Raw genomic sequence first — 23,461 nt, forward strand, 5'->3', positions numbered from 1 at the left:
TCACTCCGCCGCGGCGCGGATGCCCTGCGGCGCCGCGGGAAAGCGGCAGATCACCGTGGTGCCAGCGCCTGTGCCGGTTTCGATATCGACGCTGCCGCCATGCAGTTCGACGAAACTCTTCACGATTGAGAGGCCCAGGCCCGCGCCGCGGCGGCGGCCGCGCTTGGGACGCGGCTCGAAGCGGTTGAACACCGTTTCCAGCACTTCGTCGGGCATGCCCGGACCATCGTCATGGACGGAGAACTCGATGCCCTCGTCAACCCCGCGTGCGGCAAGCCTGACAGTGCTTCCTTCCGGCGCGAAATTGGCCGCGTTGCTCAGCAGGTTGAACAATATCTGTCGCACCCGCTGTTCGTCGGCATGGAAGGAGGCCGGCGCCGCCGCGCTGTCGATTTCGAGTGTGAGGTGATGCTCGCGCAGGCGTTCGCCGATCGCCTCGGCGGCCTCCTTCACCAGGCCATCAACCTGCACTTCGCCGATTTCGAGTTCCATGATGCCTGCATCAACAGTGGCAAGGTCGAGAATGTCGTTGATGATCGTGTGCAGCACGGTCGACGACGACCCAATATGCTCGACATATTCGCGCTGCCGCGCGTTGAGCGGTCCAGTCGTTTCCATCGCCAGCAGCTCGGCAAAGCCGCTGATATTGGTCAGCGGCGAGCGCAATTCGTAAGAGACGTGCTGGACGAAGTCGTTCTTCAGCTGATCGGCGCGCTGCAGCGCCTCGTTCTTGTCCTTCAGCGCCCGTTCGACATTCACGCTGTCGGTGATGTCGACAAAGGTGATCATCACCTGTCCGTTGGGCAGATGGATGACGGCGTAACGCAGCACTGAACCGTCCACCAGTTCCACCTGACCCTGCCGGTCGCGGCGCTCGTCGTCAAAGCCGGTGGCAGCGGCTACAAAATCGCTCCACGGGTTCTCCCTGGCGCGCGCGGCGCAAAGGTCGCGGATTGCGGAAATATGCGTGCCGGCCTCAGCCTGTTTGTCGTCGAGGCCCCAGAGGCGGGCAAATGCCGGGTTGGACAGCCGGGCTACGCCGTCGGAACCGAACACAGCAACGCCTTCAGCCAGATTGTCGAGTGTTTCGCCCTGTACCCGGACAGCAGTCTTGTAGCGGCTTTCCAGATCGATCTGCTCGGTCAGGTTCTCGAAGATCCACGTCACGCCGCCATTGGCCTGCGGATTGGCCACCACGCGGACGGTGCGCCCGTCCGGCAGATGCCACCAGTGCTCCTGAGAATCGACCGCGCGATAGGCTTCAAGCAGCGTCTCTTTCCAGCGCCGCCATTCCGGCTGCTCGGCGAGCTTGCCTTCGCTGCGCAACCGGTCGAGCACCAATGCGTGCTCCGGCGCGCTTTCCAGAAAGCCGATGTCGAGCTCCCAGAGCTTCTGGAAGGCCTGGTTGAAAAAGCGCAGCTTGCGGCCGGAATCGAAGATCGCGATCGCGGTGTTGAGCTGGTCGAGCGTATGGGCGTGGCTGCGCGCCATACGCTCCGACTGTTCGCGGACACTTTCGGTGTCGCTGACATCGACAGCGATGCCGGCGGAACCGGCGGCGGTGGCATGGTCGGTCACCGCAAAGACACGGCGGTCGCCGCCAACCACGGTGGAGAGCTTTCCGGCGAACGCGGCCTCGGTCTTCTGCTGGTGCGCGATCGCGTCGCGCGACTGGGTGCCCAGGAACTCCTTGCCTTCCTCGACCGCGGCTTCGGGCGAGCGTGCTTCAACGGCCGCTGCATAGGCATGGTTGACCCAGCGGAGCGTTCCGTCCGGGTGGCGCATCCAGATCGGCATGGCCAGCGCATCCGCAAGGCCGAGCAGCATTTCGCGCTCATTGGCGACAAACTGGTGTTCGAGCCGCAGGCGCGCATGTTCCTCACGGGCTGCGGAGAGGAGTTCGAAGCGCAGCACGCGGCTCACCGGGGAACAACGCCCCTGCGCCTCAAGCAGGGTGTTGTCGCGCGTTGCGACCACAAGATCGAATGGCCTGCTGTTCTCGCGAAGTTCGGTCAGCGCATTTTCCAGCTCGGCAGCCGAATTCGGCTTAAGCCATCTCCCGAATGCCAGAAAAGCGCCACGCTCTTCCGGAACGCCGGTATCTGCCGGCAAGCTGCCGACGACCTCGGGTTTACCGGCCTCATTCATCCACACAACGACCTTCTGGTCGTTGAGATTGAGCAACGACTCGGTGCGCTGGAGCAAGGCTCCCGACTGCGAAAGCCTTTCGCGCAGGTCGATGTTTTCGTCTGCCGTGCGGGTGCGTTCGCGGATCAGCCAGATGGCCGAAAGCATGGCTGCGCCGGTGGTGCCGATGAAAACAGCGAGCTGAATAACTTCCCAAGCACCGAAGAGATCGCTGCCGCCAGACTGCGCGTGGGCGGCGAATGGATGCATTGCGGCAACGCCTGATGCGAGTGCCGCGGCCAGCCTGGTGCGAGCAGAAAACCGCCCGCCGGATTCCGCACGATCCGTACCGTTATGCGCGCCGCGTGCCGCTGCGCTGCCCGCCTTTTGCGAGACCACTCCTGGCAATGTGTTGTTCCTTTTCGCCGCCTTCGTGCCAAGACCGCCCGCTGCGCGCCTCTCTGCCGGAGGCGTCGCGAATCAGGGCAATGTACCTGCAAGGGGATTCGGGGTGAAGGAGGCCCAACAAAAAACCGGGCGACGCAGGGCCGCCCGGTTCACACTGTCAGGTAATCCTGCCGGATCAGTAGCGGTAGTGGTCCGGCTTGAAGGGGCCCTGCGGCGTGACGCCGATATAGGAGGCCTGCTCGTCGGAGAGTTTCGTCAGCGTTGCGCCCAGCTTGTCGAGATGCAGGCGCGCGACCTTCTCGTCGAGATGTTTGGGCAGGACGTAGACTTCGTTCTTGTATTTGTCGGACTTGGCCCAGAGTTCGATCTGCGCCAGCACCTGATTGGTAAAGGAAGCCGACATCACAAAGCTTGGATGGCCGGTGGCATTGCCGAGATTCAGCAGGCGGCCTTCCGACAGAAGGATCATGCGGTTTCCGCCGGGAAACTCGATCATGTCGACCTGAGGCTTCACATTTGTCCATTTCAGGTTGCGCAGCGCAACGACCTGAATCTCATTGTCGAAGTGGCCGATATTGCCGACAATCGCCATGTCTTTCATCTTGCGCATGTGATCGATGGTGATGACGTCCTTGTTGCCCGTCGTGGTGATCACGATGTCGGCGGTGGGCGCGGCATCTTCCAGCGTGACGACCTCGTAGCCGTCCATCGCTGCCTGCAGGGCGCAAATCGGGTCGACCTCAGTGACGCGCACACGGGCGCCCGCGCCGCGCAGCGACGCGGCCGAACCCTTGCCGACATCGCCATAACCGCAGACGACGGCAACCTTGCCGGCCATCATGACATCAGTGGCGCGGCGAATGCCGTCGACCAGGGATTCCTTACAACCGTATTTGTTGTCGAATTTCGACTTGGTGACACTGTCATTGACGTTGATCGCCGGGAAAGGCAGCAGGCCTTTCTTCTGCAGCTGATAGAGGCGGTTTACGCCGGTTGTGGTCTCTTCCGACACGCCACGGATCGCGTCGCGCGTCTTGGTGAAGAAGCCGGGGCTTGCCGCCATGCGCTTCCTGATCTGGGCGAAGAGGATTTCCTCCTCCTCATTGCCTGGCTTGGACAGCACATCCTCGCCGGCTTCGGCGCGGGCGCCAAGAAGGATGTACATGGTGGCATCGCCGCCATCGTCGAGGATCATGTTGGAGGGTTCGCCGTCCGGCCACTGGAAGATCTGGTCGGTGTACCCCCAATACTCCTCCAGCGTTTCGCCCTTGATGGCGAAAACGGCCGTGCCGCCCGCAGCGATCGCCGCGGCGGCATGATCCTGGGTGGAGAAGATGTTGCAGGAGGCCCAGCGTACGTCGGCGCCGAGCTCCTTCAGGGTCTCGATCAGCACAGCCGTCTGGATGGTCATGTGGAGCGAGCCGGAGATGCGCGCGCCCTTGAGCGGCTTGGTCCGGCCGAACTCCTCGCGGCAGGCCATCAGGCCCGGCATTTCGGTTTCGGCGATTTCGATTTCCTTGCGGCCCCAGTCGGCCAAACCGATATCGGCAACGACATAGTCGTTTGCTGTCGTCATGTGATCGCTCCGCAATGTCTCATGTGATGGGTGTATCCGCCGTGGCGCCTTTGGCGCGCGGATCGGGCTGGCGGCCTGACTAGCAGATCGCAGCCTACGTCTCAATAGGACATAAAGAAATCTTTATACGGCTATGTGCAACTCAGCTATCTTCGCCAAACCCGGAAGACACCAGCTCTTCCAGCGCGTCGAGTGCGGCCGCGGCATCCGGCCCCCGGCCATGCACGGCGATGGAGCAGCCGGGGCTCGCGGCCAGCATCATGAGCCCCATGATCGAGGTGCCGCCGACGGTAACGCCGTCCTTTTCCACCTCGATGACAGCATCGAAGCCGGACACGGTTTCCACGAATCTGGCCGAGGCGCGGGCATGAAGACCGCGTTTGTTGACGATGACGAATTCGCGGGAAAGGGCAGGAGGCGTGCCGGCTGCCATCTATTTCGCGGCCAGGACCTGGCTGGCAACATTGATGTATTTGCGGCCGGCCGTCTGCGCCTGCTCAAGCGCCGCAGCGAGATCGTCGTTGCGCCTGACGCTGGTCAGCTTGATCAGCATCGGCAGATTGACACCGGCAACGACCTCGATCTTGCCCGGTTGCATGACTGAAATAGCCAGATTGGAGGGCGTACCGCCGAACATGTCGGTGAGAACGATCACGCCGGCGCCGCTGTCGGCCCTGCCGACAGCATCCAGAATATCGACTCGCCGTTTTTCCATGTCGTCGTCAGCGCCGATCGACACTGTTTCCAGACCGTCCTGCGGGCCTACAACATGCTCGACGGCATGTTTGAATTCTTCCGCGAGTCGACCGTGCGTCACGAGCACGAGACCGATCATATTGTTGCAGGCTCCCGTTGTGGGCGAATAATTCGGCCTCCCGGGAGGCCCATTCGACAGGGGCGCTATCTTGTCGACGGCTATCGCGTTGACAACCCCAATTTTGCCGGCGTCGCTACCAAAACGATATTATCCGGCTGCTTTTCAGTCCGTGCAGGCCGCAAAAGGCGGCGATTCCAGATACGCACGGATCGCCAACGCCGCCTGAAGGGCATTTCGACGCGGCAGAAGCAGGCGCGGCAGCGATATGCCGGCCAATGGCGCCGGGCGCAATTCCTGAAAGCGGGGCGCGGCATCATCGGACACCAGTTCAACCACAAGATCCACGACCGCCGCCGGCTCGAAAGCGATGGCGGAGGGCCGGTAGCCACGGACCTCCGCCAGACCGGCTGTGGCCGCCGGGGCGCGCGCGACAAGGCGCCCCTGCGACGGCTCGAGCAGCAGCTGATCGTCGCAAACCAGCCGCGCCGGGCGGCCCGAGGCGCGGCAAAGGTCTATCAGGGTGAAACAAAGAGTGGTCTTGCCGGAACCGGACGGCCCGGAAACGACAACACCGCGGTCGGCGATCACCAGCATCGAGGCATGCAGATTTTGCGGCACCTATCGCGGCTCGGCCGGCAGCGAAATGACGAAACGGGCACCGCGGACATCGCCCGGCTTGGCACCTATGATGTTTTCAGCGGTAAGCGTGCCGCCATGCGCCTCGATGATCTGGCGGCTGATGGAAAGCCCCAGGCCGGAGTTCTGGCCAAACGAGTCGCCATCCGGCCGGTCGGTGTAGAAACGTTCGAAAATCCGCTCCAGCGCATCCGGGCGTATGCCCGGGCCGTTGTCCTCGATGGCCACGACGACCCGCCGGGTAGAGCGCGAGAGCCGCACGACGATACGCCCGTTTTCGGCCGGCACGAAGGAGCGTGCATTTTCGATCAGGTTCGTCACCACCTGACCAAGCCGCAGCTCATGCCCGTTGACGGCAAATCCGCGTGTGCCCGATGGCAGCTTGTCGACCTTGAGCTCGATTTCGACCGGTTTGTGGCTGCGATTGAGTTCGCGCGAAACGGCAATAACATCGGTCAGGAACTTCTTCATATCCAGGGTTTCGGCGTCGACCCTTGCGAGTTCGGCATCGAGCCGCGACGCGTCCGATATGTCGGTGATCAGACGGTCGAGACGCCGCACATCGTGCTGAATCACCTCGAGAAGCCGTGCGCGCGAGGCTTCCGTCTTGGCGACCGGCAGCGTTTCCACAGCGCTGCGCAGTGACGTCAGCGGGTTCTTCAGCTCATGGCTGACATCGGCTGCAAAACTCTCGATTGCCTCGATGCGGGCATAAAGCGCGTTGGTCATCTCCCTCAGCGCGATCGAAAGGTTGCCGATCTCGTCCTGGCGTTCGGAGAAATCCGGGATTTCCTCGCGGCTCTTGACCCCGCGCTTGACCCGGACAGCGGCCGCCGACAGGCGTCGGAGCGGATTTGCGATCGTGGATGCCAGAAGCATGGACAGGATCGCAGTGACGATTGCGGCAACGCCGAAGACACGGAAGATGGCGCGGCGCTCGGCGGCCACGATCTTGTCGATGTCGCCGCCCTGTGTCGACAGAAGCAGGGTTCCGAGTACCGCACGGAAGCGCTGGATCGGAACCGCCACCGACACGATCATCTCGCCCTGTTCGCTCACCCTGACGACCGTTGAAGGGGCGCCGGAAAGCGCGTTCATGACCTCCGGAAAAGCCGCGCCGCTGCCGCCCGGCTGTTCGTAGTAGATCGGCAGATCGGAACGCCGGAACAGATCGGTAAAGAACTTCCGCACGCGGTCGACAATGTCGGGCTCTTCCTCGGTGACCGGCGAAAGCTCATAACGAAGGACTTGGCCACGCGAATAAAGGTGCCGGGAATCGAGCAGCAGGTTGGCATCGCGGTCGTAGATACGGGCGCGCGTGCGCGTCGGCGAGATCAGCCGCCGCAGGACAGGTGCAACACGTTCCGGATTAATGGGAAAATGAAGGCTGTCCAGCTGATCGTTGGTCGGTGGCAGGCTCTCGCCGGCCTGCAGCTCGAGCAGCCTCTCAGGGTCGATGCTGATGGAATCGGTTTCCACCGTGGCAGAGGCTGCGACCGCACCGGCAATGATTTCGCCCTGGGTCATCAGACTTTCGACGCGCGCGTCGATCAGCCCGTCGCGAAACTGGTTGAGATAAAGAATGCCCACAACCAGCACACCCAGCGCAGCCAGATTGAGGAACAGGATGCGCCGGGTGAGACTGGAAAAGACATAATGGCCCAGCAGCCGGCGCAGCGGGCGGGTGAGCGCGCCGCTCACCTCGCGCACGAAACCATACCGCTGGGCCAGTTTCCGGGTCCGGTTTTTGCTGTCGGCGGCAATCGCCATTCACAGCTGCTCCGCGACTTCACGCCTCACGAAAGCGGTAGCCCACCCCGTAAAGCGTCTCGATCATGTCGAATTCGCCGTCGACCGATTTGAACTTCTTGCGCAGCCGCTTGATGTGGCTGTCGATCGTGCGGTCATCGACATATACCTGCTCATCATAAGCCGAATCCATCAGCGCGTCTCGGCTTTTCACCACGCCCGGGCGCTGCGCAAGCGAGTGCAGGATGAGGAATTCCGTCACCGTAAGCGTAACGGGTTCACCCTTCCAGGTGCAGGTGTGCCGCTCCTGGTCCATGACAAGCTGGCCGCGTTCCAGCGAAGCCGACTGGGTTCCCGCCGTCTTGGCGCCGGTTTCGCGCGCGCTCGCGCGCCGCAGCACGGCGCGCACCCGCTCGACCAGAAGGCGCTGCGAGAACGGCTTGCGGATAAAATCGTCGGCGCCCATCTTGAGACCGAAGAGCTCATCGATCTCGTCGTCCTTGGAAGTCAGGAAGATTACCGGCAAGTCGGTTTTCTGACGCAGGCGCCGCAGAAGCTCCATGCCGTCCATGCGCGGCATCTTGATGTCAAGAATGGCCATGTTCGGCGGCCGCGCGGCCAGGCCTTCGAGCGCCGAAGCGCCGTCTGTGTAGGTCTCGACGCGATAACCTTCGGACTCCAGGGCGATCGACACCGAGGTCAGGATATTGCGGTCGTCATCGACAAGAGCGATCGTTGCCATATCAAAGTGCTCCCTCATGATCGGCGTCCCTTCCATCTTGGGAAGATGCCTTGTGGCGGACAAATTTAGTACAAAATGTGGCGGCGCCCCAGAGTCCGGCGACGATATGCGCGGCTTTCTTGATCGCGTGGTGAACCGGGCCGCCAAGCGCCGGCGTTATCCACATTCACAGAAATTCACCGTCTTTAAACGATTTAAGGAATTTTCAAATTTTTTAAATCGATTAATGATTTGAAAACGCTCGCTTTTTCTGTTTTGGCACGAAAAGTCCGCTCTGATTGGCCCTTTGGCCGCCCGGCGCGGGAACACCCAGCATTCCCGGCCGACAGCGCCAACACCAACTAAGCGAGGGGGAGCATGACCGAGCAAGGTACGCGTAATCCCGAAAACGGGATCGAAACCATCGGACTGACCGGAACCGGCACTGTCCGCTACAATCTGACGGAGGCCGAGCTTTACGAACATGCGCTGCAGCGCGGTGAGGCGACGCTTACCGCCGACGGCGCTCTGGTGGCTTACACCGGACAGCACACCGGCCGCTCGCCCAAGGACAAGTTCGTGGTGCGCAATGCGTCGACCGAGGCCACGGTCTGGTGGGATAACAACTCGGCGATGGAGCCGGAGAAATTCCAGCTCCTGCTCGACGATTTCCTCAGCCACGCGAAAGGCCTCGACCTTTACGTTCAGGATCTTGCCGGCGGGGCAGATGCCGAACACCGGCTGCCGACGCGGGTGATTACCGAATTTGCCTGGCATTCACTGTTCATCCGCAACCTGCTCATCCGTCCCGCGCGGGCCGACCTTGCCGGATTCGCCCCGCAGTTCACGATTATCGACCTGCCGTCCTTCCGGGCCGACCCGGCCCGCCACGGCACACGCAGCGAAACGGTGATCGCCATCGACTTCAGCCGCATGCTGGTTCTGATCGGCGGCACCGCTTATGCGGGCGAGATGAAGAAATCGGTCTTCACCGCGCTCAACTATCTGCTGCCTGAAAAGGGCGTCATGCCGATGCATTGCTCGGCCAATGAGGGCTCCGCGGGAGACGCTGCGGTGTTTTTCGGATTGTCCGGCACGGGCAAAACTACACTTTCGGCCGATCCGTCGCGCACTCTGATCGGAGATGACGAGCATGGCTGGGGACCGGCCGGCATCTTCAATTTCGAGGGCGGCTGTTACGCCAAGACAATCCGCCTGTCGGAGGAAGCCGAGCCCGAGATCTTCGCCACCACGAAACGTTTCGGCACTGTGCTGGAAAATGTCGTGCTGGACGATGTGCGCATGCCCGACTTCAATGACGGCAGCCGGACAGAAAACACACGCTGCGCCTACCCGCTGCACTTTATTCCGAACGCCAGCGAGACAGGGCGCGCAAGCCATCCGAAAAACATCATCATGCTGACCGCCGATGCCTTCGGCGTGCTGCCGCCAATCGCGCGTATGACACCGGCGCAGGCAATGTACCATTTCCTGTCCGGCTACACAGCCAAGGTGGCCGGCACCGAACGCGGCGTCAGCGAACCCGAGGCCACGTTCTCAACCTGCTTCGGTGCGCCCTTCATGCCGCGGCATCCGTCGGAATACGGCAATCTGCTGCGCGAGCTGATTGCCCGGCATGGCGTCAACTGCTGGCTGGTCAATACCGGCTGGACGGGCGGCGCGTATGGCACCGGCCAGCGCATGCCGATCCGCGCGACACGGGCGTTGCTGACGGCCGCGCTCGACGGCTCACTCGCAGACGCCGAATTCCGCACCGACCCCAATTTCGGCTTCGAAGTGCCGCTGGCGGCCGAGGGTGTGGACACCGCGATCCTCGACCCGCGAACTACCTGGTCCGACCCGGCCGCCTATGACGCACAGGCGCGGCGGCTTGTCGGCATGTTCATCGACAATTTTGCCAAGTTCGAAAGCCATGTCGACGCGACAGTCGCTGGCGCAGCTCCACGGCTTAACATCGCGGCGGAGTAGGCATTCTGCATCTCGATCCAGCAAGGGCCCGCCATCGTGCGGGCCCTTTGCTTTGTTGGGGACGTGGCGTAGACCGGACGCATTATGACGAGCACCGGCATCATAGAAATCGCACCGGACGTGACGGTTGCCGAGGCCGACCTTGAGGAGCAGTTCATTCGCTCATCGGGGCCGGGCGGGCAAAATGTCAACAAGGTGGCGACGGCGGTGCAGCTGCGGTTCGACGCCCGCAACGCCTCCGGGCTTGCTGACCCTGTGAAGGCACGGCTCTTCAGGCTCGCAGGCCAGCGCGCCACGAAAGACGGCGCGATTGTCATCGAGGCCAGCCGCTTCCGCACCCAGGAGCGCAACCGCGAAGATGCCCGCGACCGGCTGTTTGCACTGATTGCGGAAGCCGCCAAGCCACCGCCGCCGCCGCGCAAGAAAACCCGACCGTCGAAGGGCGCGGTGGAACGGCGCCTGAAGGCAAAGGCCGGACGGTCGCAGGTCAAGAAAATGCGCGGGCGGGTCGATCGCGAATGAAGGCCGGGCCACTTTGGCCTTTCCATTCGCGGCGTCCGGTGCAAAACTTTCGCTCGATATCAACCAGACGAGGAGGCTCACGGTATGGGCATATTCGATTTCGTGAAAAGCGTGGGCAAGAAGCTCGGCATCGGCGACGAGGAAGAAGCGCCGGACGCCGACAGCCTCAAGAAGGAGCTCGATTCCCATTCACTCGGCACTGACGACGTCAAGATCGAGGTAGTTGGCGACAAGGCCGTGCTGAAAGGCGTGGTGTCCGACCAGTCGGTCTTCGAAAAAGCCGTGATCGCGGTCGGCAATACGCTCGGCATTTCGAAGGTCGAAGCCGGCGAGCTGACGCTTGCCGCCGAGCCCGCCAAGGAGCCGGTGTTTTATACGGTCAAGAAGGGCGACAATCTCTGGAAGATCGCCGAGGCCAATTACGGCAAGGGCAAGGGCGCGAAATATCCCGTCATCTTCGAAGCCAACAAGCCGATGCTGAAGGATCCGGACAAGATCTATCCCGGCCAGGTGCTGCGTATTCCCGCACTCGACTGACGCTCATTCGCTGAAAATCCGACGAGGCCGGTTTCGGGTTGCCCGGAGCCGGCCTTTTCCATGATGAACGCAACATGCTCTCGCTCCCCGACGGTATCCGCCACCTGCCAGCCTATTTCGACAGCGCCGAACAACAGGCGCTGGTTGACGATATTCGCGCGGTCGTGGCCGCCGCACCGCTCTACACGCCAGCCATGCCGCGTACCGGCAAGGAAATGAGCGTTCGCATGACCAATTGCGGAACGCTGGGCTGGGTGACCGACAAGGAGCGGGGTTACCGCTACCAGCCGACGCATCCTGTGACCGGCAAGCCGTGGCCGGCCATACCCGAAAGGCTGCTTTCCGTTTGGAGCGAGGTCGCCGACGATCCGCAGGAACCGCAGGCTTGTCTGGTCAACTTCTACGACGCGGCGGCAAAGATGGGCCTGCACCAGGACCGCGACGAGGAAGACTTCTCCGCCCCCGTGGTATCGATTTCGCTGGGGGATGCGTGCCTGTTCCGCGTTGGCGGCACAAAACGCAACATGCCGACCACGTCATTTCGGCTGGAGAGCGGCGATGTGGTGGTGCTTGGCGGCGAGGGACGGCTCGCCTTTCACGGGGTCGACCGCATTTATGCCGGCACCTCGCCGCTCCTGAACAACGGCGGCCGGATCAATCTGACCCTGAGACGGGTGAAGCGGCCCGGCTGACCGCGCAAATGCTTGCTTAACAAATCGAAACTACCCTTGCGGTTTACACCAAGAAGAACGACCCGCGAGTGTGAGTAGGTAGCGATGACAGACCGGCCAGCGCCCATCACCGCCGGCACCGATTGGGTCTACGCGGCCATCGTCGCGGCGGCCGGCCTGTTTTTCGGACTGACCAACCAGTATCACCTGTGGACACTCGACGAGAACGGCTTCTCCGTTCTCTCCGAACGCCTGCCTTACTGGGACTTCACCAATCTCTGGGCCGGCTCGAAGATGGCGCTTGACGGCAACGCCGCCGTCCTTTTCGACGCAGAAACCTACCGAGCCGCGCTTCGGGCAATGCTGTCGCCGCTGCTGCCGGATCAGGAATGGAGCTATCCTCCGAGCATGGCACTGGTCGGCGCACCGTTGGCGCAGCTGCCGATCTTTGCGGCCTATCTTGTGTGGACGTTGGGCACGATCGCGTGCCTGTATTTCGCGATAAAGCCGCTCAAGCTTCCCTTTGTTGTCCATATCGCTGCCGCTGTTTCGCCGGCGGTGCTGGTCAATACGGTATTCGGGCAGAACGGTGCGCTCACCGGCGCGCTTCTGATCGGCGGCCTGCTGATCGTGCAGAAAAGGCCTATCCTGGCGGGGGTATTCTTCGGCCTGCTCACCATCAAGCCGCATCTCGGCATACTTGTGCCGGTATGTCTCATCGCGAGCCAGAACTGGCGTGCTTTCGGCTCAGCCGCCGTTACGTCTGTTCTGGTCGTGCTTGCAACGGGCCTTGCCTTCGGCTTCGACACCTGGCCCATGTTTCTGGCCAATACCGGTCCGCTGATGACGGCGATCCTGGAGGCCCCCTATCCGCAGCCCTACCACGCCAACGCCATGACCGTCTTTATCGGCGCCCGTTCGATCGGGGCCAGTTTGTCTGTAGCATATGCGGCGCAGCTGGCGGCGGCACTCACGGCCGCGCTTTTCGTGATCTGGCTCTGGCGCCCTTCAAATCCCGTCGATCACAGGATGCGAGCATTGTTGACTGCAACGCTGGCGATCGTCGCGACGCCTTATGGCTACAGCTATGACGCCATCCCCCTGTGTGTCGCCGTCGCCTTCCTGTTTGTTACGGTGCCGAAGCCGCCCGTTACGTTTCTCGCTTTCGTCTGGCTTTCGCCGCTGGCGATCCATCTGCTTCATCAACAGGGTATCGGATTCGGTATCCTGTTCCCGATCAGCCTATGCGTGTGGATGGGCATCCGCTGCCTGCGCGAAGCCAGATCGGCTCAGTCGGCCGCAGCAGCAGAAGAGGCCACCAGGTCGGAGCGAAGCCAAATCGTTGCCGCCGAGTTGCGGTAGATGACGCGATAGTTCTCCAGCGCATCCACGTTTGCTACGTTGGCGCTGATCGCCGTCTGGCCCGCGGTCTCGCGGCTCCCGCCGGCGAGAATGATGTCCGGCCTCAATTGCTGCAATTCTCTTGCCGCATCCGCGATATGGTTATCGCGGAGCGTTTCGAGACGGTCGGCGTCTACCGAGTCCGCAGCTGCTTCCATCATCGTTTCAGCATTTTCGACGGCCCAGAGACTGGCGTAGCGCGACTGATACCGGCCTTCGATCATACGCGTCAGCGGGAATGCCGCCTGCATGCGTGTCGCGATGGATGCAACTGTCGGGCGCTCGACATGCGATACAACGGCATCTCGCGCGCGACCGAGCTCCGCCTTCTGCGATGCTTCGAGAATGCCCTGGCCCGCGCCTGAAACGACGAGGCCAATGACGACAAACGCACCGGCCGCCGCCGCAAGCCTGGTTGTCGAGGCCCACTGCCGATAAGGTGGCAAGGTCCAGAGCTGCGCGCAAAGCGCAAGCAAGCCGAACATATGGATGGGCATCGCCTGGTAATCCCAGCCCTTACCCATCCAGAGATAGCAGGGGACATAACCCAGCGCTGCCAGGAGAAGCAGCGCTGCCGCCCTGTCGATCCGCCCCGGGCGTGCCACCGCAAATGCAATTCCGACGATAATGAGAAGCCCCGCCACCGGGCGAACCAGATCGCCGTGAAGGATCGATTTGCGCGCCGGCAGATAGAGCTCGGCAAGCATCGGCATGAGATCGGTAAAAAACGCCCGGTAGAAGAGCGCCAGCACGGCCAGGTAAGCCAGCGTTATGACCGCACCCAAAAGGGTCTCAACCGTAAGAAGCGGGCGCAGCGACCGGCGCATGAAACACAAGCCAAAGGCCGGCAGGGCAAGCGCCAGAACGGCGAATGGCGGTTTGATCATCACGAAAACAGCCGCGCCGATACCCGCCAGGATGCGAGTGAGGGTGCTTCCGGAGCGGAAGTCCGGCGTCTCGTGACGCGCGATCAGCAAAGCCAGCCAGGGCAAAAGTGCGATAATGCCGATCTGCTCGCGTTGGCCGAAATTGCCGGGGAAAAGATAGAGCACGGCGGCAACGGTAACGGGCGCGAGCCAGGCAAATCGAGGTGCGGAAAATCGCTCGACCGACCCAAGAATCCGGGCGCACAAGGCCACAGACGCCAGCGCAAATACCGGAATGCCAAGCGAGAGCAACAACTCCGCGGGCACGCCGGTCAAGCGCTCGCCGAGAGCAACCGGCATGTAGAGCCAGACCGAAAACGGCGGGTTGGTCTCGATGACGTCGACATATAGCTGAGCGCCGTCGAGCAGGCGGTTGCACACAACAATCAGGTAGGTGACATCGACATTGCCCGGCACCACCGCATAGGAAAGCCACGCCACAAGGGCTGCAATGAAGAGGCTCGCACTCGAAGGGCTGACCAGACGCCAGCGCCTGACGCCACCGTCGCCACGCAACGGCGAGTAGCCGTCCGCTGTCGTGTCCGTGTTGTCGGGGTTGGCGCCCATCCAGCCACTGCCGCGCCGCATATGCCGGCTTGTTCGAGGAGCGAATATCCTCAAAAACCTAGCGCCCGGCAGCTAACGGCGCGTTAATCCCGGTCTAAAGCTTCCTGAGAGCGACTTCCATGACCCGGTGCTCTTCGCCCTTGCGCAGGATCAGGTTGGCCCGCGGGCGCGTGGGCAGGATGTTCTCGTGCAAATTCTTAAGATTGATGTTGGCCCACAGGCCCTCGGCGATGGCGCGGGCGGCATCTTCGGAAAGCTGCGAATAGCGATGGAAGAAGGATTCGGGATTGCGGAACGCCGTCTCGCGCAGCCGCATGAAACGCGACACGTACCAGTGATGGAGAAGCTCTACATCCGCGTCGACATAGATCGAGAAATCAAAGAAGTCCGACACGAACGGCACGATCTTGCCGTCTTTCGGCAGCTCGCGCGGCTGCAGGACGTTGAGCCCCTCGAAGATCAGGATGTCGGGGCAGTCGATGGTGACGAACTCGCCCGGCACAACGTCATAGACCAGATGCGAATAAAGCGGCGCACGCACATTGCGCTGGCCGGATTTGATATCGGTCAGGAAGCGCAGCAGCGCGCCGACATCGTAGCTTTCGGGGAAACCCTTGCGCTCCATCAGATTTTCGTTGCGCAACACCTCGTTGGGCAGCAGAAAACCGTCGGTGGTGACGAGGTCGACCTTGGGGCTTGAAGGCCAGCGGCGAAGCAGCTCTTTCAGGATACGCGCAGTCGTCGACTTGCCGACAGCGACCGACCCGGCCATGCCGATGATGAAAGGCGTTTTCACTGCATCCTGAACAGAGAAGAACACCTTGCGCTGATCGAAAAGCAGCTGGCTCGCCTCGACATGCGCTGAAAGCAGCCGCGACAGCGACAGGTAGATGCGCCGGACCTCTTCCAGATCGATCGGCTCGTTGAAGGAGGAAAGCCGGACCACTTCATCGTTGGTCAAGGTCAGCGGCGTGTCGGCACGAAACGCCGACCATTCCTCGGCGGAAAAGATGCGGTAAGGGGAATATTTGTCTGTCGAGGCCAGCTGATCCATCGCCATCCAATTCGTGCCCGGCAGAGGCTATCCGCCCCGGGAGGCCTTTTCCGCGATGCCCGACTGGCCGGTTCTCTGCTCCAGTTCCGCAAGGACGGAGCTGAGCGGTATGCCGGCAATCTTCAGCACCACAAGCCAGTGATACAGCAAATCTGCGCTTTCCGATATCAATGCATCCGGGTCGCCCTGGATGGCCGCGATCACGGTTTCCACCGCCTCCTCGCCGAGTTTCTTGGCAGCCCTGGGCTGACCGCCGGCGACGAGACGGGCTGTCCAGGATTGATCGTCGCCCGACCCTGCGCGCTCGGCGACGATGCGTTCCAGATCTGCAAGCGAGAAGTCGCTCATGCCCATTCCCCCGTCGCGCCTATGCAGCGTCAAGCCGCACGGCAACGCCCGCTTGTGCCATATGCGCCTTTGCCTCGGCAATCGAGTAGGTGCCGAAGTGGAAGATCGAAGCGGCCAGCACGCCGGTCGCATGGCCGTTCAAAACGCCGGCGACGAGATGATCGAGTGTGCCGACGCCGCCTGAGGCGATGACCGGGGCAGGCACGGCATCGGCGACGGCGCGGGTCAGTTCGATATCATAACCCTCCTTAGTGCCATCGCGATCCATGGAGGTCAGCAGGATTTCACCGGCACCGAGCCCCACAACCTTGCGGGCGAATTCGACGGCATCGATGCCGGTCGGTTCGCGGCCGCCATGCGTGAAGATTTCCCAGCGACCCGCCTCGCCCGGTGCCGAGGCCCGGCGCGCATCGATCGCGACCACAATGCACTGATTGCCGAACTTGTCGGCCGCCTCGGCGACGAAATCCGGGTTCTTAACCGCAGCCGTGTTGATCGACACCTTGTCGGCACCGGCCAGGAGAAGCTTGCGGATATCGGCCACCTGGCGCACACCGCCACCCACCGTGAGCGGCATGAAACAATGTTCCGCAGTGCGCGCCACGACATCGAAGATCGTCTCGCGATTGTCCGACGAGGCGGTGATGTCGAGGAAGCAGAGCTCGTCGGCGCCCGCCGCATCATAAGCGATCGCCGCTTCCACCGGATCGCCCGCATCGACGAGATCGACGAAGTTGACGCCCTTCACTACGCGGCCGTCCTTGACATCCAGACAGGGGATAACGCGGGACTTCAGGGTCATATACCAGCTCCGCGCATCAGGCCGCGACCGCGCGTGCCATCGCATTGCGCATTATCCAGCGGTGGAACGGCAGGATAATGCGTAGATAAGTACGCCCGAACAGATTGTGTGGTCTGACCCAGGTCGCGGCATAAGCAACGTTGTCGCGGCAGAGCACCGAGATACGGAAATCCAGATGGCTATCATCGAACCCGAGCAGAATCTCGTCCTCGGCCCGTCCCGCCACCGGGAATATGCCGAAACGGTCGCCGTTCCGACTCCGTCCCTTGAGCCCGAAAGGCAGCACTGCAAGTGCGCGCAGCAAAAGCAGGCCTTTCACCCAGATCGGAAACTCCGTCGCGCGGGCAACGATGGTTTCGACGTCGAGCGGGGTTTCACCCGCATAGCAATCGACAAAATCCTGCGGGCCAACAAGACCAGCCAACAAAGTGCCTTCGGGCAGCGGCGTCTCGCGAACCTTCATTGGCGTTCCTCCTCGAAAAGTGCCTTTTCCGGTGCCTCGCCCCGCAACACCGCCAGTGCTTCGGCCGGCTCGATGCGGCCATCATAGAGCGCGCGGCCGGAGATCGCGCCTTCCAGCCGGGCGGCGTCGGGCATCGTCATCCGCACGATGTCGGCCAAAGAGGCAAGGCCGCCCGAAGCGATGACGGGAATTGAGACGGTGTCTGCCAACGCGATGGTCGCATCCCAGTTGATGCCGGTCAGCACGCCGTCGCGGTCGATATCGGTGTAGATGATCGCCGCTACGCCGGCACCCTCGAAGCGTTTCGCCAGCTCCGCGACCTCGAGCTCCGATGCCTCGGCCCAGCCCTCGACTGCAACCTTGCCGCCACGCGCGTCGATTCCGACGGCAATCTTGCCCGGAAAGGCTGCCGCCGCCTGCTTCACCAGTGCCGGATCGCGCACCGCGACCGTGCCCAGGATGACGCGCGCCAGACCCTTTTCGAGCCATGCTTCGATATGCGCCATCGAGCGGATGCCGCCGCCGAGCTGAACCGGGTTCTTGGTCGCGGCCAAAATCGCCTCGACTGCCGCCCCATTGCGGCTTTCACCGGCAAAGGCGCCGTCGAGATCGACCACATGCAGCCATTCGAAACCCTGATCTTCGAAGGCCTTGGCCTGCGCGGCCGGGTCGGGATTGTAGACCGTTGCGCTCGCCATCTCGCCGAGCTTGAGGCGCACGCATTCACCGCCCTTGAGGTCGATTGCGGGGAAAAGGATCACGGCCTCCACCTCAGAAAATTGCCGATCAGCGCCAGACCCAGTTTCTGGCTCTTTTCGGGGTGGAACTGGGTGCCGACCATATTGTCGCGCGTGACGGCGGCGGTGACCTGACCGCCATAGTCGGTGGTGGCGAGCAGGTCATCGGCACGCTCAACCACGAGATGGTAGGAATGCACGAAATAGGCATGCAGGCCGTCGGGCCCGGTCGAAATGCCGTCAAACAGCGGGTGATCCTTGGTCAGCTCGATCGTATTCCAGCCGATCTGCGGGATCTTGAGCGAAGGATCGGCCGGTTTCATTTCCACCACGTCGCCGGCGATCCAGCCGAGGCCCTTCGTGATTGTCTTCTCCAAACCCCGCGCCGACATCAGCTGCATGCCGACACAGATGCCGAGAAATGGCCTGCCGTTTGTCGTGACTGCCTCTTCCAGCGCTTCGACCATGCCGGGAACGGCATCAAGGCCGGCGCGGCAGTCGGCATAGGCGCCAACACCCGGCAGCACGATGCGGTCGGCCTTGCGGACAGCCTCCGCATCGGCGGTCACTTCAATCGAAGCATCGATGCCGCCTTCACGCGCTGCACGTTCGAAGGCCTTCGCGGCGGAGCGGAGATTGCCCGATCCGTAATCGATGATTGCAACGCGCATGGCTATCTGCGGCCCGGATAGGAGAAGAGACCGAGCGCCGGGGCCGCCGATGAGGCCGCCGCAACCGGGCGCTGCATTTCACGCGGCGGTGCATCGCTGCCGTACGATGGCTCGCCGTGAATGTCGAAATAGCGCAGCATCGCCTCGTCTTCGCTTACAGCATCTACGACGCCCGCCTCGCGCCAACCCTGCCGGCGTAGGGCGGCGACACGAAGCGACGCGCCTTCCAGCGCCACATAGATCGAAACCAGCAGCGACAGGCCCATCGCCACATCCTGAAAGCCGGTGAGCTCGCCGCCGACGCCAAGCGCGATCGCCACTGCGAACACCAGCAGTGCCTCAATCCACATGCGGTGCCAGAGCAGCCAGACGAAAGGCAGGATCAGCGCCACAAATGAAAAACCGTCGCGAACCATGCGGATCTCGCCGCCCGTACGGGATGGCGGTTCCATGACGACATAACTCGCCATTTCAGCACCTCATCCGTTCAGCGTGCCCTTGGTCGAGGGAATGGCGCCGGCCTGCCGCGGGTCGATCTCACACGCCGTGCGCAGCACACGGGCCACGGCCTTGAAACAGGTTTCGGCAATGTGATGGCTGTTGTCGCCATAATGGTTGGCGATATGCAGCGTGACGCCTGCATTCTGCGCCAGCGCATGAAAGAACTCGCGGAACAGCTCGGTGTCGAACGTGCCGATCTTCGGCGACGGGAAAGCGACGTTCCAGACCAGGTAAGGCCGGCCGGAAATGTCCACTGCCGCGCGGGTCAGCGTTTCGTCCATGGCAAGGTCGAGCGAGGCATAGCGCGTCACGCCGCGGCGTTCACCCAGCGCCTGCGCCAATGCCTTGCCGATCGCGATGCCGGTGTCCTCAACCGTGTGGTGATCGTCGATATGGGTGTCGCCGTTGGCTTTCACGTCCATATCGATCAGCGAATGGCGCGAAAGCTGCTCCAGCATGTGATCGAAAAAGCCGATGCCCGTCGCGATATCGGAACGGCCGGAGCCATCCAGATTGATGCTCGCGGAGATCGCGGTTTCATTGGTCTTGCGCTCGACGCTTGAGCGACGTGCCGTTTCAGCGGAGGCCATGGTCGTCGGTTCCGGTTGAAGATGGCCGCCTTCTACCAGCCGATACCGCCAATATCCAGAACCATCCCGCACCTGCGAAAAGGAGCAGTTTGCATTAGGCTGCCCCGCGCATACATAAAGCGGCCAGAGCGAGTTTGGCGCAAAGCGCCGGAGATGATGATGAGCGAACAGCAATCCATGCACGCCACGACGATCGTTACCGTGCGCAAGGGCGGTCACGTGGTGATTGCCGGCGACGGACAGGTGAGCCTCGGCCAGACCGTGATGAAGGGCAATGCCCGCAAGGTGCGCCAGGTCGGCAAAGGCAATGTGATCGCCGGTTTCGCTGGTGCCACGGCCGACGCCTTCACGCTGCTTGAGCGGCTGGAAGCAAAACTCGAACAATATCCCGACCAGCTGATGCGCGCGGCGGTGGAACTCGCCAAGGACTGGCGCACCGACCGGTATCTGCGCCGGCTCGAAGCGATGATGCTGGTTGCCGACAAGTCGGTAACCCTGGCGCTGACCGGAAATGGCGACGTGCTTGAGCCCGAACATGGTGTGATGGCGATCGGCTCGGGCGGCAATTACGCGCTGGCCGCGGCGCGCGCGCTGATCGACACCGACATGACCGCGGAAGAAATCGCCCGCCGCGCAATGCAGATCGCGGCCGATATCTGCGTCTACACCAATCACAACATCGTGGTGGAGACACTCGATGCGGCCTGATGCCGGCGCCATCAGCTTCAAGCCGGTGACGGCTGGCGATTACGGGCTCCTGCGCGAATGGCTCAACCGTCCGCATATGCGCGAATGGTGGGGCGAGCCCGAAACCGAGCTCGGCTACATCGTCGACATGGTGGAGGGCCGCGACACGACCCGACCGTTCCTGATCATGCTCGGCGGCGAGCCCGTCGGGTATATCCAGTACTGGTTCGTCGGCCACCATCAGGACGAACAATGGCTGAACGAGAGCCCATGGCTCACGGAGCTGCCGAAGGAGACCGTCGGCGTCGATCTGTCGATCGGCGATCCCGACCGCCTGTCCGCCGGTATCGGCACGGCGGCGCTCACAGCCTTCGTCGCGATGCTGCGTGCCGAGGGTTTCCACGAAATCATCATCGATCCCGACCCGGACAACCGCCGCGCCGTACGAGCTTATGAAAAAGCCGGCTTCCTGCCCATTCCCGAGCTTGAGGGGCGCACCGACGACGTGCTGCTCATGCGGTATGCGCAAAAACCGAACGAGACACACATATGACCACATTTTCCCCGCGCGAGATCGTTTCCGAGCTCGACCGCTACATTATCGGCCAGAAAGACGCCAAGCGAGCCGTCGCGGTTGCGCTGCGCAACCGCTGGCGCCGGCAGCAGCTCGAAGGCGCGATGCGCGAAGAGGTTATGCCGAAAAACATTCTGATGATCGGGCCGACGGGCGTCGGCAAGACCGAGATTTCGCGCCGCCTGGCACGGCTTGCCGGTGCGCCCTTCATCAAGGTTGAGGCAACCAAGTTCACCGAGGTCGGTTATGTCGGCCGCGATGTGGAGCAGATCATCCGCGATCTGGTGGAAGTCGCCATCGGGCTGGTGCGCGAGAAAAAGCGCGAAGAGGTGAAGGCAAGGGCACATCTGAATGCGGAAGAGCGGGTGCTGGACGCGCTTGTTGGCAAGACGGCAAGCCCCGCGACGCGCGACAGTTTCCGCCGCAAGCTGCGCAACAACGAGCTCGACGACAGCGAAATCGAGATCGAAGTGGCCGACACCGGCGGTGGCGGCATGCCCAATTTCGAGATCCCCGGCATGCCGGGCGCCAATATCGGCGTTATGAACATCAACGACATGCTGCAAAAGGCGATGGGCGGCCAGCGCACCAAAAGCCGCAAGACGACGGTGAAGGATTCCTACGCGCTCCTGATCAACGACGAATCCGACAAGCTGCTCGATCAGGACGCAGTGGTTCAGGAAGCTCTTTCCAGCACGCAGAATGACGGCATCGTGTTTCTAGACGAGATCGACAAGATCGCGGCCCGCGACGGCGGCATGGGCGCGGGCGTCAGCCGTGAAGGTGTGCAGCGCGATCTGCTGCCGCTGGTCGAGGGCACGACAGTGGCGACGAAATACGGGCCGGTAAAGACCGACCACATTCTGTTCATCGCCTCGGGCGCCTTTCACGTATCGAAACCGTCGGACCTGTTGCCCGAATTGCAGGGCCGCCTGCCGATCCGCGTCGAACTCCGGGCGCTGGAGAAGGAAGATTTCCGGCGCATCCTGACGGAAACCGAAGCGAGCCTGATCAAGCAATATACCGCGCTGATGCAGACCGAGGGGCTGACGCTCGAATTCACCGACGATGCGATCGACGCGCTGGCCGGTATTGCCGTCGACCTCAATGCATCGGTCGAGAACATCGGCGCGCGGCGTCTGCAGACGGTAATGGAGCGCGTGCTCGACGATATTTCCTTCAATGCGCCGGACAGTGCCGAGAAAGAATTCACCATCGACGCCGACTATGTGAACAAGAATGTGGGCGATCTCGCCAAAAACACAGATTTGTCGCGATTCATCCTGTAGAAGGCGTGCAGCCGGGCCGGGCACAACGATCAGTTCGCGTAATTGTGCCCGACAGCGGCTCGACACGCGCGCCGGCAGTTTCTAACCTGTGGCGTTCCTCGTTTCGGCGGCCCTGGGGTGATCATGAAATTGCGGATGCTGCTTGTACTGGCTTGCCTGGCGCTCGGCCCGGAAACCAGTTCGGCTGCCGTGCTCGTGCCCGAAGGGAACCGGAACGCAAAACAACCTGCGATTCCCTACGGTTCCGGCAGCCGTACCAGAGCCGCCAAGACAACCTACGACGCCAAATATGAGCGCGTGCTGAAGCTGCTGCGCGACGATGAGCAGCTGCGGAAGAAAATCGAAGCGACGGCCAGGGATTATGGTATCGACCCGATCCATATCGTCGGGGCCATTGTCGGCGAGCACACCTATAATGTGGATGTCTACGACCGGCTTCAGACCTACTACGTGAAGGCAATTTCCTATCTGCGCAGCGCGATAGACTTCCGTCACGATGGCGAAGACATCGACGACTTCATCAAGCGCCCGCAATTCGATGACTGCAATGAACTCGACGGCAGCTATGCAACCTGGAATTGCCGCGAAACGGTCTGGAACAAAGAATTTCGCGGCAAGACGGTAGATGGGAAGAAATTCCCCAATGACCGCTTCGGCGCGGTGTTTTTTCAGCCTTTCTACGCCGGACAGACCTTCGGAATCGGCCAGCTGAACCCGCTGACCGCACTGCAGATGAGCGATCTCGTCCACAAGACCTCCAGACTGCCGAAGCTCGATCACCGGCGGGCGGCGCAGGTCTACAAGACGATCATGGATCCGGATCTGTCTTTGCCATATGTCGCCGCATCTCTGAAAAAGGCAATCGACGCCTATGACCGCATTGCGGGTTACGATATTTCGAAGAACCCCGGCGTCACGGCTACGCTTTACAATGTCGGAGAGCCCGACGCCCGGGCCTTTGCGCTGAAGGCGGAAAATGCAGCGCGCCGCAAGCGCGGGCAGGCGCCGCGCATGCCGCAGGAAAATTATTACGGCTGGCTCGTCAACGACAAGCTGGAAGAGTTGCGCACGCTGTTCCCAGGCAAATCCGCGGACTGA

General features: G+C 62.1%; 26 protein-coding genes. 10 read left to right on the forward strand and 16 right to left on the reverse strand.

Translation table 11 applies throughout. From position 1 onward, the window contains the following. The 7 genes from EP165_RS06330 to EP165_RS06360 form a co-directional block, all read right to left on the reverse strand. Positions 1 to 2,535 carry a sensor histidine kinase gene (locus tag EP165_RS06330; RefSeq protein WP_245440039.1) on the reverse strand — a complete coding sequence of 845 codons (2,535 nt, stop codon included), beginning with the start codon at positions 2,533 to 2,535 and terminating at the stop codon, positions 1 to 3. Between the two features lie 175 nt (positions 2,536 to 2,710). After that, positions 2,711 to 4,111, reverse strand: a complete 1,401-nt coding sequence (ahcY, locus tag EP165_RS06335) for an adenosylhomocysteinase (RefSeq protein ID WP_127520626.1) — start codon at positions 4,109 to 4,111, stop codon at positions 2,711 to 2,713. 142 nt (positions 4,112 to 4,253) lie between these two features. Next, positions 4,254 to 4,544, reverse strand: coding sequence for an HPr family phosphocarrier protein (locus EP165_RS06340; protein WP_127520627.1), 291 nt, complete (start codon positions 4,542 to 4,544; stop codon positions 4,254 to 4,256). Continuing rightward, positions 4,545 to 4,946 (reverse strand): PTS sugar transporter subunit IIA, encoded by a 402-nt coding sequence (locus EP165_RS06345; protein WP_127520628.1) that lies wholly within the window; start codon positions 4,944 to 4,946, stop codon positions 4,545 to 4,547. A gap of 144 nt (positions 4,947 to 5,090) precedes the next feature. Continuing rightward, complete coding sequence (locus tag EP165_RS06350) at positions 5,091 to 5,546, reverse strand: HPr kinase/phosphorylase (RefSeq protein ID WP_245440040.1); 456 nt, start codon at positions 5,544 to 5,546, stop codon at positions 5,091 to 5,093. After that, positions 5,547 to 7,334, reverse strand: a complete 1,788-nt coding sequence (locus tag EP165_RS06355) for a sensor histidine kinase (protein ID WP_127520629.1) — start codon at positions 7,332 to 7,334, stop codon at positions 5,547 to 5,549. 19 nt (positions 7,335 to 7,353) lie between these two features. After that, complete coding sequence (locus EP165_RS06360; RefSeq protein ID WP_127520630.1) at positions 7,354 to 8,055, reverse strand: response regulator transcription factor; 702 nt, start codon at positions 8,053 to 8,055, stop codon at positions 7,354 to 7,356. A gap of 52 nt (positions 8,056 to 8,107) precedes the next feature. Between EP165_RS06360 and EP165_RS06365 the strand changes: the two genes are divergently transcribed. From EP165_RS06365 to EP165_RS06390, 6 genes are all read left to right on the forward strand, one after another. Next, positions 8,108 to 8,290, forward strand: a complete 183-nt coding sequence (locus EP165_RS06365) for a hypothetical protein (RefSeq protein ID WP_127520631.1) — start codon at positions 8,108 to 8,110, stop codon at positions 8,288 to 8,290. A 122-nt stretch (positions 8,291 to 8,412) separates the two neighbouring features. Beyond that, the gene (locus tag EP165_RS06370; RefSeq protein ID WP_127520632.1) at positions 8,413 to 10,023 is read left to right on the forward strand and encodes a phosphoenolpyruvate carboxykinase; all 1,611 of its coding nucleotides are present in this window, start codon (positions 8,413 to 8,415) and stop codon (positions 10,021 to 10,023) included. 84 nt (positions 10,024 to 10,107) lie between these two features. Next, a complete protein-coding gene (gene arfB / locus EP165_RS06375; RefSeq protein WP_127520633.1) occupies positions 10,108 to 10,545 on the forward strand; it encodes an alternative ribosome rescue aminoacyl-tRNA hydrolase ArfB in 438 nt (145 codons plus the stop codon). Between the two features lie 84 nt (positions 10,546 to 10,629). Beyond that, positions 10,630 to 11,082, forward strand: coding sequence for a peptidoglycan-binding protein LysM (gene lysM / locus EP165_RS06380; RefSeq protein ID WP_127520634.1), 453 nt, complete (start codon positions 10,630 to 10,632; stop codon positions 11,080 to 11,082). Positions 11,083 to 11,156: 74 nt separating this feature from the next. Then, positions 11,157 to 11,774, forward strand: a complete 618-nt coding sequence (locus EP165_RS06385; protein WP_127520635.1) for an alpha-ketoglutarate-dependent dioxygenase AlkB family protein — start codon at positions 11,157 to 11,159, stop codon at positions 11,772 to 11,774. 84 nt (positions 11,775 to 11,858) lie between these two features. After that, positions 11,859 to 13,115, forward strand: a complete 1,257-nt coding sequence (locus tag EP165_RS06390; RefSeq protein WP_127520636.1) for a glycosyltransferase family 87 protein — start codon at positions 11,859 to 11,861, stop codon at positions 13,113 to 13,115. On the opposite strand, the gene EP165_RS06395 is transcribed toward EP165_RS06390, so the two are convergent. The 9 genes from EP165_RS06395 to hisB all read right to left on the reverse strand — a co-directional run bounded on the left by EP165_RS06395 (position 13,043) and on the right by hisB (position 19,813). After that, positions 13,043 to 14,668, reverse strand: a complete 1,626-nt coding sequence (locus EP165_RS06395; RefSeq protein ID WP_127520637.1) for a glycosyltransferase family protein — start codon at positions 14,666 to 14,668, stop codon at positions 13,043 to 13,045. The genes EP165_RS06390 and EP165_RS06395 overlap by 73 nt on opposite strands. Positions 14,669 to 14,741: 73 nt before the next feature. After that, the gene (coaA, locus tag EP165_RS06400) at positions 14,742 to 15,701 is read right to left on the reverse strand and encodes a type I pantothenate kinase (protein WP_127520638.1); all 960 of its coding nucleotides are present in this window, start codon (positions 15,699 to 15,701) and stop codon (positions 14,742 to 14,744) included. 27 nt (positions 15,702 to 15,728) lie between these two features. Beyond that, complete coding sequence (locus tag EP165_RS06405) at positions 15,729 to 16,049, reverse strand: phosphoribosyl-ATP diphosphatase (protein ID WP_127520639.1); 321 nt, start codon at positions 16,047 to 16,049, stop codon at positions 15,729 to 15,731. Between the two features lie 19 nt (positions 16,050 to 16,068). After that, on the reverse strand, positions 16,069 to 16,851 hold the full coding sequence (gene hisF, locus EP165_RS06410; RefSeq protein ID WP_127520640.1) for an imidazole glycerol phosphate synthase subunit HisF: 783 nt from the start codon (positions 16,849 to 16,851) through the stop codon (positions 16,069 to 16,071). A gap of 16 nt (positions 16,852 to 16,867) precedes the next feature. Then, positions 16,868 to 17,314 carry a DUF2867 domain-containing protein gene (locus tag EP165_RS06415; RefSeq protein WP_127520641.1) on the reverse strand — a complete coding sequence of 149 codons (447 nt, stop codon included), beginning with the start codon at positions 17,312 to 17,314 and terminating at the stop codon, positions 16,868 to 16,870. Continuing rightward, on the reverse strand, positions 17,311 to 18,075 hold the full coding sequence (gene hisA, locus EP165_RS06420; protein ID WP_127520642.1) for a 1-(5-phosphoribosyl)-5-[(5-phosphoribosylamino)methylideneamino]imidazole-4-carboxamide isomerase: 765 nt from the start codon (positions 18,073 to 18,075) through the stop codon (positions 17,311 to 17,313). The genes EP165_RS06415 and hisA overlap by 4 nt, the downstream gene beginning before the upstream one ends. After that, positions 18,072 to 18,722, reverse strand: a complete 651-nt coding sequence (gene hisH, locus EP165_RS06425) for an imidazole glycerol phosphate synthase subunit HisH (protein WP_127520643.1) — start codon at positions 18,720 to 18,722, stop codon at positions 18,072 to 18,074. The genes hisA and hisH overlap by 4 nt, the downstream gene beginning before the upstream one ends. A gap of 2 nt (positions 18,723 to 18,724) precedes the next feature. After that, the gene (locus EP165_RS06430) at positions 18,725 to 19,192 is read right to left on the reverse strand and encodes a DUF2628 domain-containing protein (protein WP_127520644.1); all 468 of its coding nucleotides are present in this window, start codon (positions 19,190 to 19,192) and stop codon (positions 18,725 to 18,727) included. A 9-nt stretch (positions 19,193 to 19,201) separates the two neighbouring features. Then, positions 19,202 to 19,813: an imidazoleglycerol-phosphate dehydratase HisB gene (gene hisB / locus EP165_RS06435; RefSeq protein ID WP_127520645.1), complete on the reverse strand. Its 612-nt coding sequence runs from the start codon at positions 19,811 to 19,813 to the stop codon at positions 19,202 to 19,204. Between the two features lie 159 nt (positions 19,814 to 19,972). Between hisB and hslV the strand changes: the two genes are divergently transcribed. The 4 genes from hslV (at position 19,973) to EP165_RS06455 (ending at position 23,461) form a co-directional block, all read left to right on the forward strand. Then, positions 19,973 to 20,521, forward strand: coding sequence for an ATP-dependent protease subunit HslV (gene hslV / locus EP165_RS06440; protein WP_127520646.1), 549 nt, complete (start codon positions 19,973 to 19,975; stop codon positions 20,519 to 20,521). Next, the gene (locus EP165_RS06445; protein WP_127520647.1) at positions 20,511 to 21,053 is read left to right on the forward strand and encodes a GNAT family N-acetyltransferase; all 543 of its coding nucleotides are present in this window, start codon (positions 20,511 to 20,513) and stop codon (positions 21,051 to 21,053) included. The genes hslV and EP165_RS06445 overlap by 11 nt, the downstream gene beginning before the upstream one ends. Next, positions 21,050 to 22,363, forward strand: a complete 1,314-nt coding sequence (gene hslU / locus EP165_RS06450; RefSeq protein WP_127520648.1) for an ATP-dependent protease ATPase subunit HslU — start codon at positions 21,050 to 21,052, stop codon at positions 22,361 to 22,363. The genes EP165_RS06445 and hslU overlap by 4 nt, the downstream gene beginning before the upstream one ends. A gap of 123 nt (positions 22,364 to 22,486) precedes the next feature. Then, positions 22,487 to 23,461 (forward strand): DUF1402 family protein, encoded by a 975-nt coding sequence (locus EP165_RS06455; protein WP_127520649.1) that lies wholly within the window; start codon positions 22,487 to 22,489, stop codon positions 23,459 to 23,461.

It is taken from the genome of Mesorhizobium sp. Z1-4 (assembly GCF_004000235.1).
In the GTDB taxonomy this organism is placed as follows: Bacteria; Pseudomonadota; Alphaproteobacteria; order Rhizobiales; family Rhizobiaceae; genus RCIO01.

Bases quoted from the DNA above. Each gene is read 5' to 3' on its own strand.
- EP165_RS06455 (WP_127520649.1), top strand. From the start codon at position 22,487: ATGAAATTGCGGATGCTGCTTGTACTGGCTTGCCTGGCGCTCGGCCCG.
- EP165_RS06430 (WP_127520644.1), bottom strand. From the start codon at position 19,192: ATGGCGAGTTATGTCGTCATGGAACCGCCATCCCGTACGGGCGGCGAG.
- hslV (WP_127520646.1), top strand. From the start codon at position 19,973: ATGAGCGAACAGCAATCCATGCACGCCACGACGATCGTTACCGTGCGC.
- EP165_RS06355 (WP_127520629.1), bottom strand. From the start codon at position 7,334: ATGGCGATTGCCGCCGACAGCAAAAACCGGACCCGGAAACTGGCCCAG.
- EP165_RS06370 (WP_127520632.1), top strand. From the start codon at position 8,413: ATGACCGAGCAAGGTACGCGTAATCCCGAAAACGGGATCGAAACCATC.
- hisH (WP_127520643.1), bottom strand. From the start codon at position 18,722: ATGCGCGTTGCAATCATCGATTACGGATCGGGCAATCTCCGCTCCGCC.
- EP165_RS06405 (WP_127520639.1), bottom strand. From the start codon at position 16,049: ATGAGCGACTTCTCGCTTGCAGATCTGGAACGCATCGTCGCCGAGCGC.
- hslU (WP_127520648.1), top strand. From the start codon at position 21,050: ATGACCACATTTTCCCCGCGCGAGATCGTTTCCGAGCTCGACCGCTAC.
- ahcY (WP_127520626.1), bottom strand. From the start codon at position 4,111: ATGACGACAGCAAACGACTATGTCGTTGCCGATATCGGTTTGGCCGAC.
- EP165_RS06345 (WP_127520628.1), bottom strand. From the start codon at position 4,946: ATGATCGGTCTCGTGCTCGTGACGCACGGTCGACTCGCGGAAGAATTC.
- lysM (WP_127520634.1), top strand. From the start codon at position 10,630: ATGGGCATATTCGATTTCGTGAAAAGCGTGGGCAAGAAGCTCGGCATC.
- hisB (WP_127520645.1), bottom strand. From the start codon at position 19,813: ATGGCCTCCGCTGAAACGGCACGTCGCTCAAGCGTCGAGCGCAAGACC.
- EP165_RS06390 (WP_127520636.1), top strand. From the start codon at position 11,859: ATGACAGACCGGCCAGCGCCCATCACCGCCGGCACCGATTGGGTCTAC.
- EP165_RS06360 (WP_127520630.1), bottom strand. From the start codon at position 8,055: ATGGCAACGATCGCTCTTGTCGATGACGACCGCAATATCCTGACCTCG.
- hisF (WP_127520640.1), bottom strand. From the start codon at position 16,851: ATGACCCTGAAGTCCCGCGTTATCCCCTGTCTGGATGTCAAGGACGGC.
- arfB (WP_127520633.1), top strand. From the start codon at position 10,108: ATGACGAGCACCGGCATCATAGAAATCGCACCGGACGTGACGGTTGCC.
- EP165_RS06385 (WP_127520635.1), top strand. From the start codon at position 11,157: ATGCTCTCGCTCCCCGACGGTATCCGCCACCTGCCAGCCTATTTCGAC.
- coaA (WP_127520638.1), bottom strand. From the start codon at position 15,701: ATGGATCAGCTGGCCTCGACAGACAAATATTCCCCTTACCGCATCTTT.
- EP165_RS06395 (WP_127520637.1), bottom strand. From the start codon at position 14,668: ATGCGGCGCGGCAGTGGCTGGATGGGCGCCAACCCCGACAACACGGAC.
- EP165_RS06340 (WP_127520627.1), bottom strand. From the start codon at position 4,544: ATGGCAGCCGGCACGCCTCCTGCCCTTTCCCGCGAATTCGTCATCGTC.
- EP165_RS06415 (WP_127520641.1), bottom strand. From the start codon at position 17,314: ATGAAGGTTCGCGAGACGCCGCTGCCCGAAGGCACTTTGTTGGCTGGT.
- EP165_RS06445 (WP_127520647.1), top strand. From the start codon at position 20,511: ATGCGGCCTGATGCCGGCGCCATCAGCTTCAAGCCGGTGACGGCTGGC.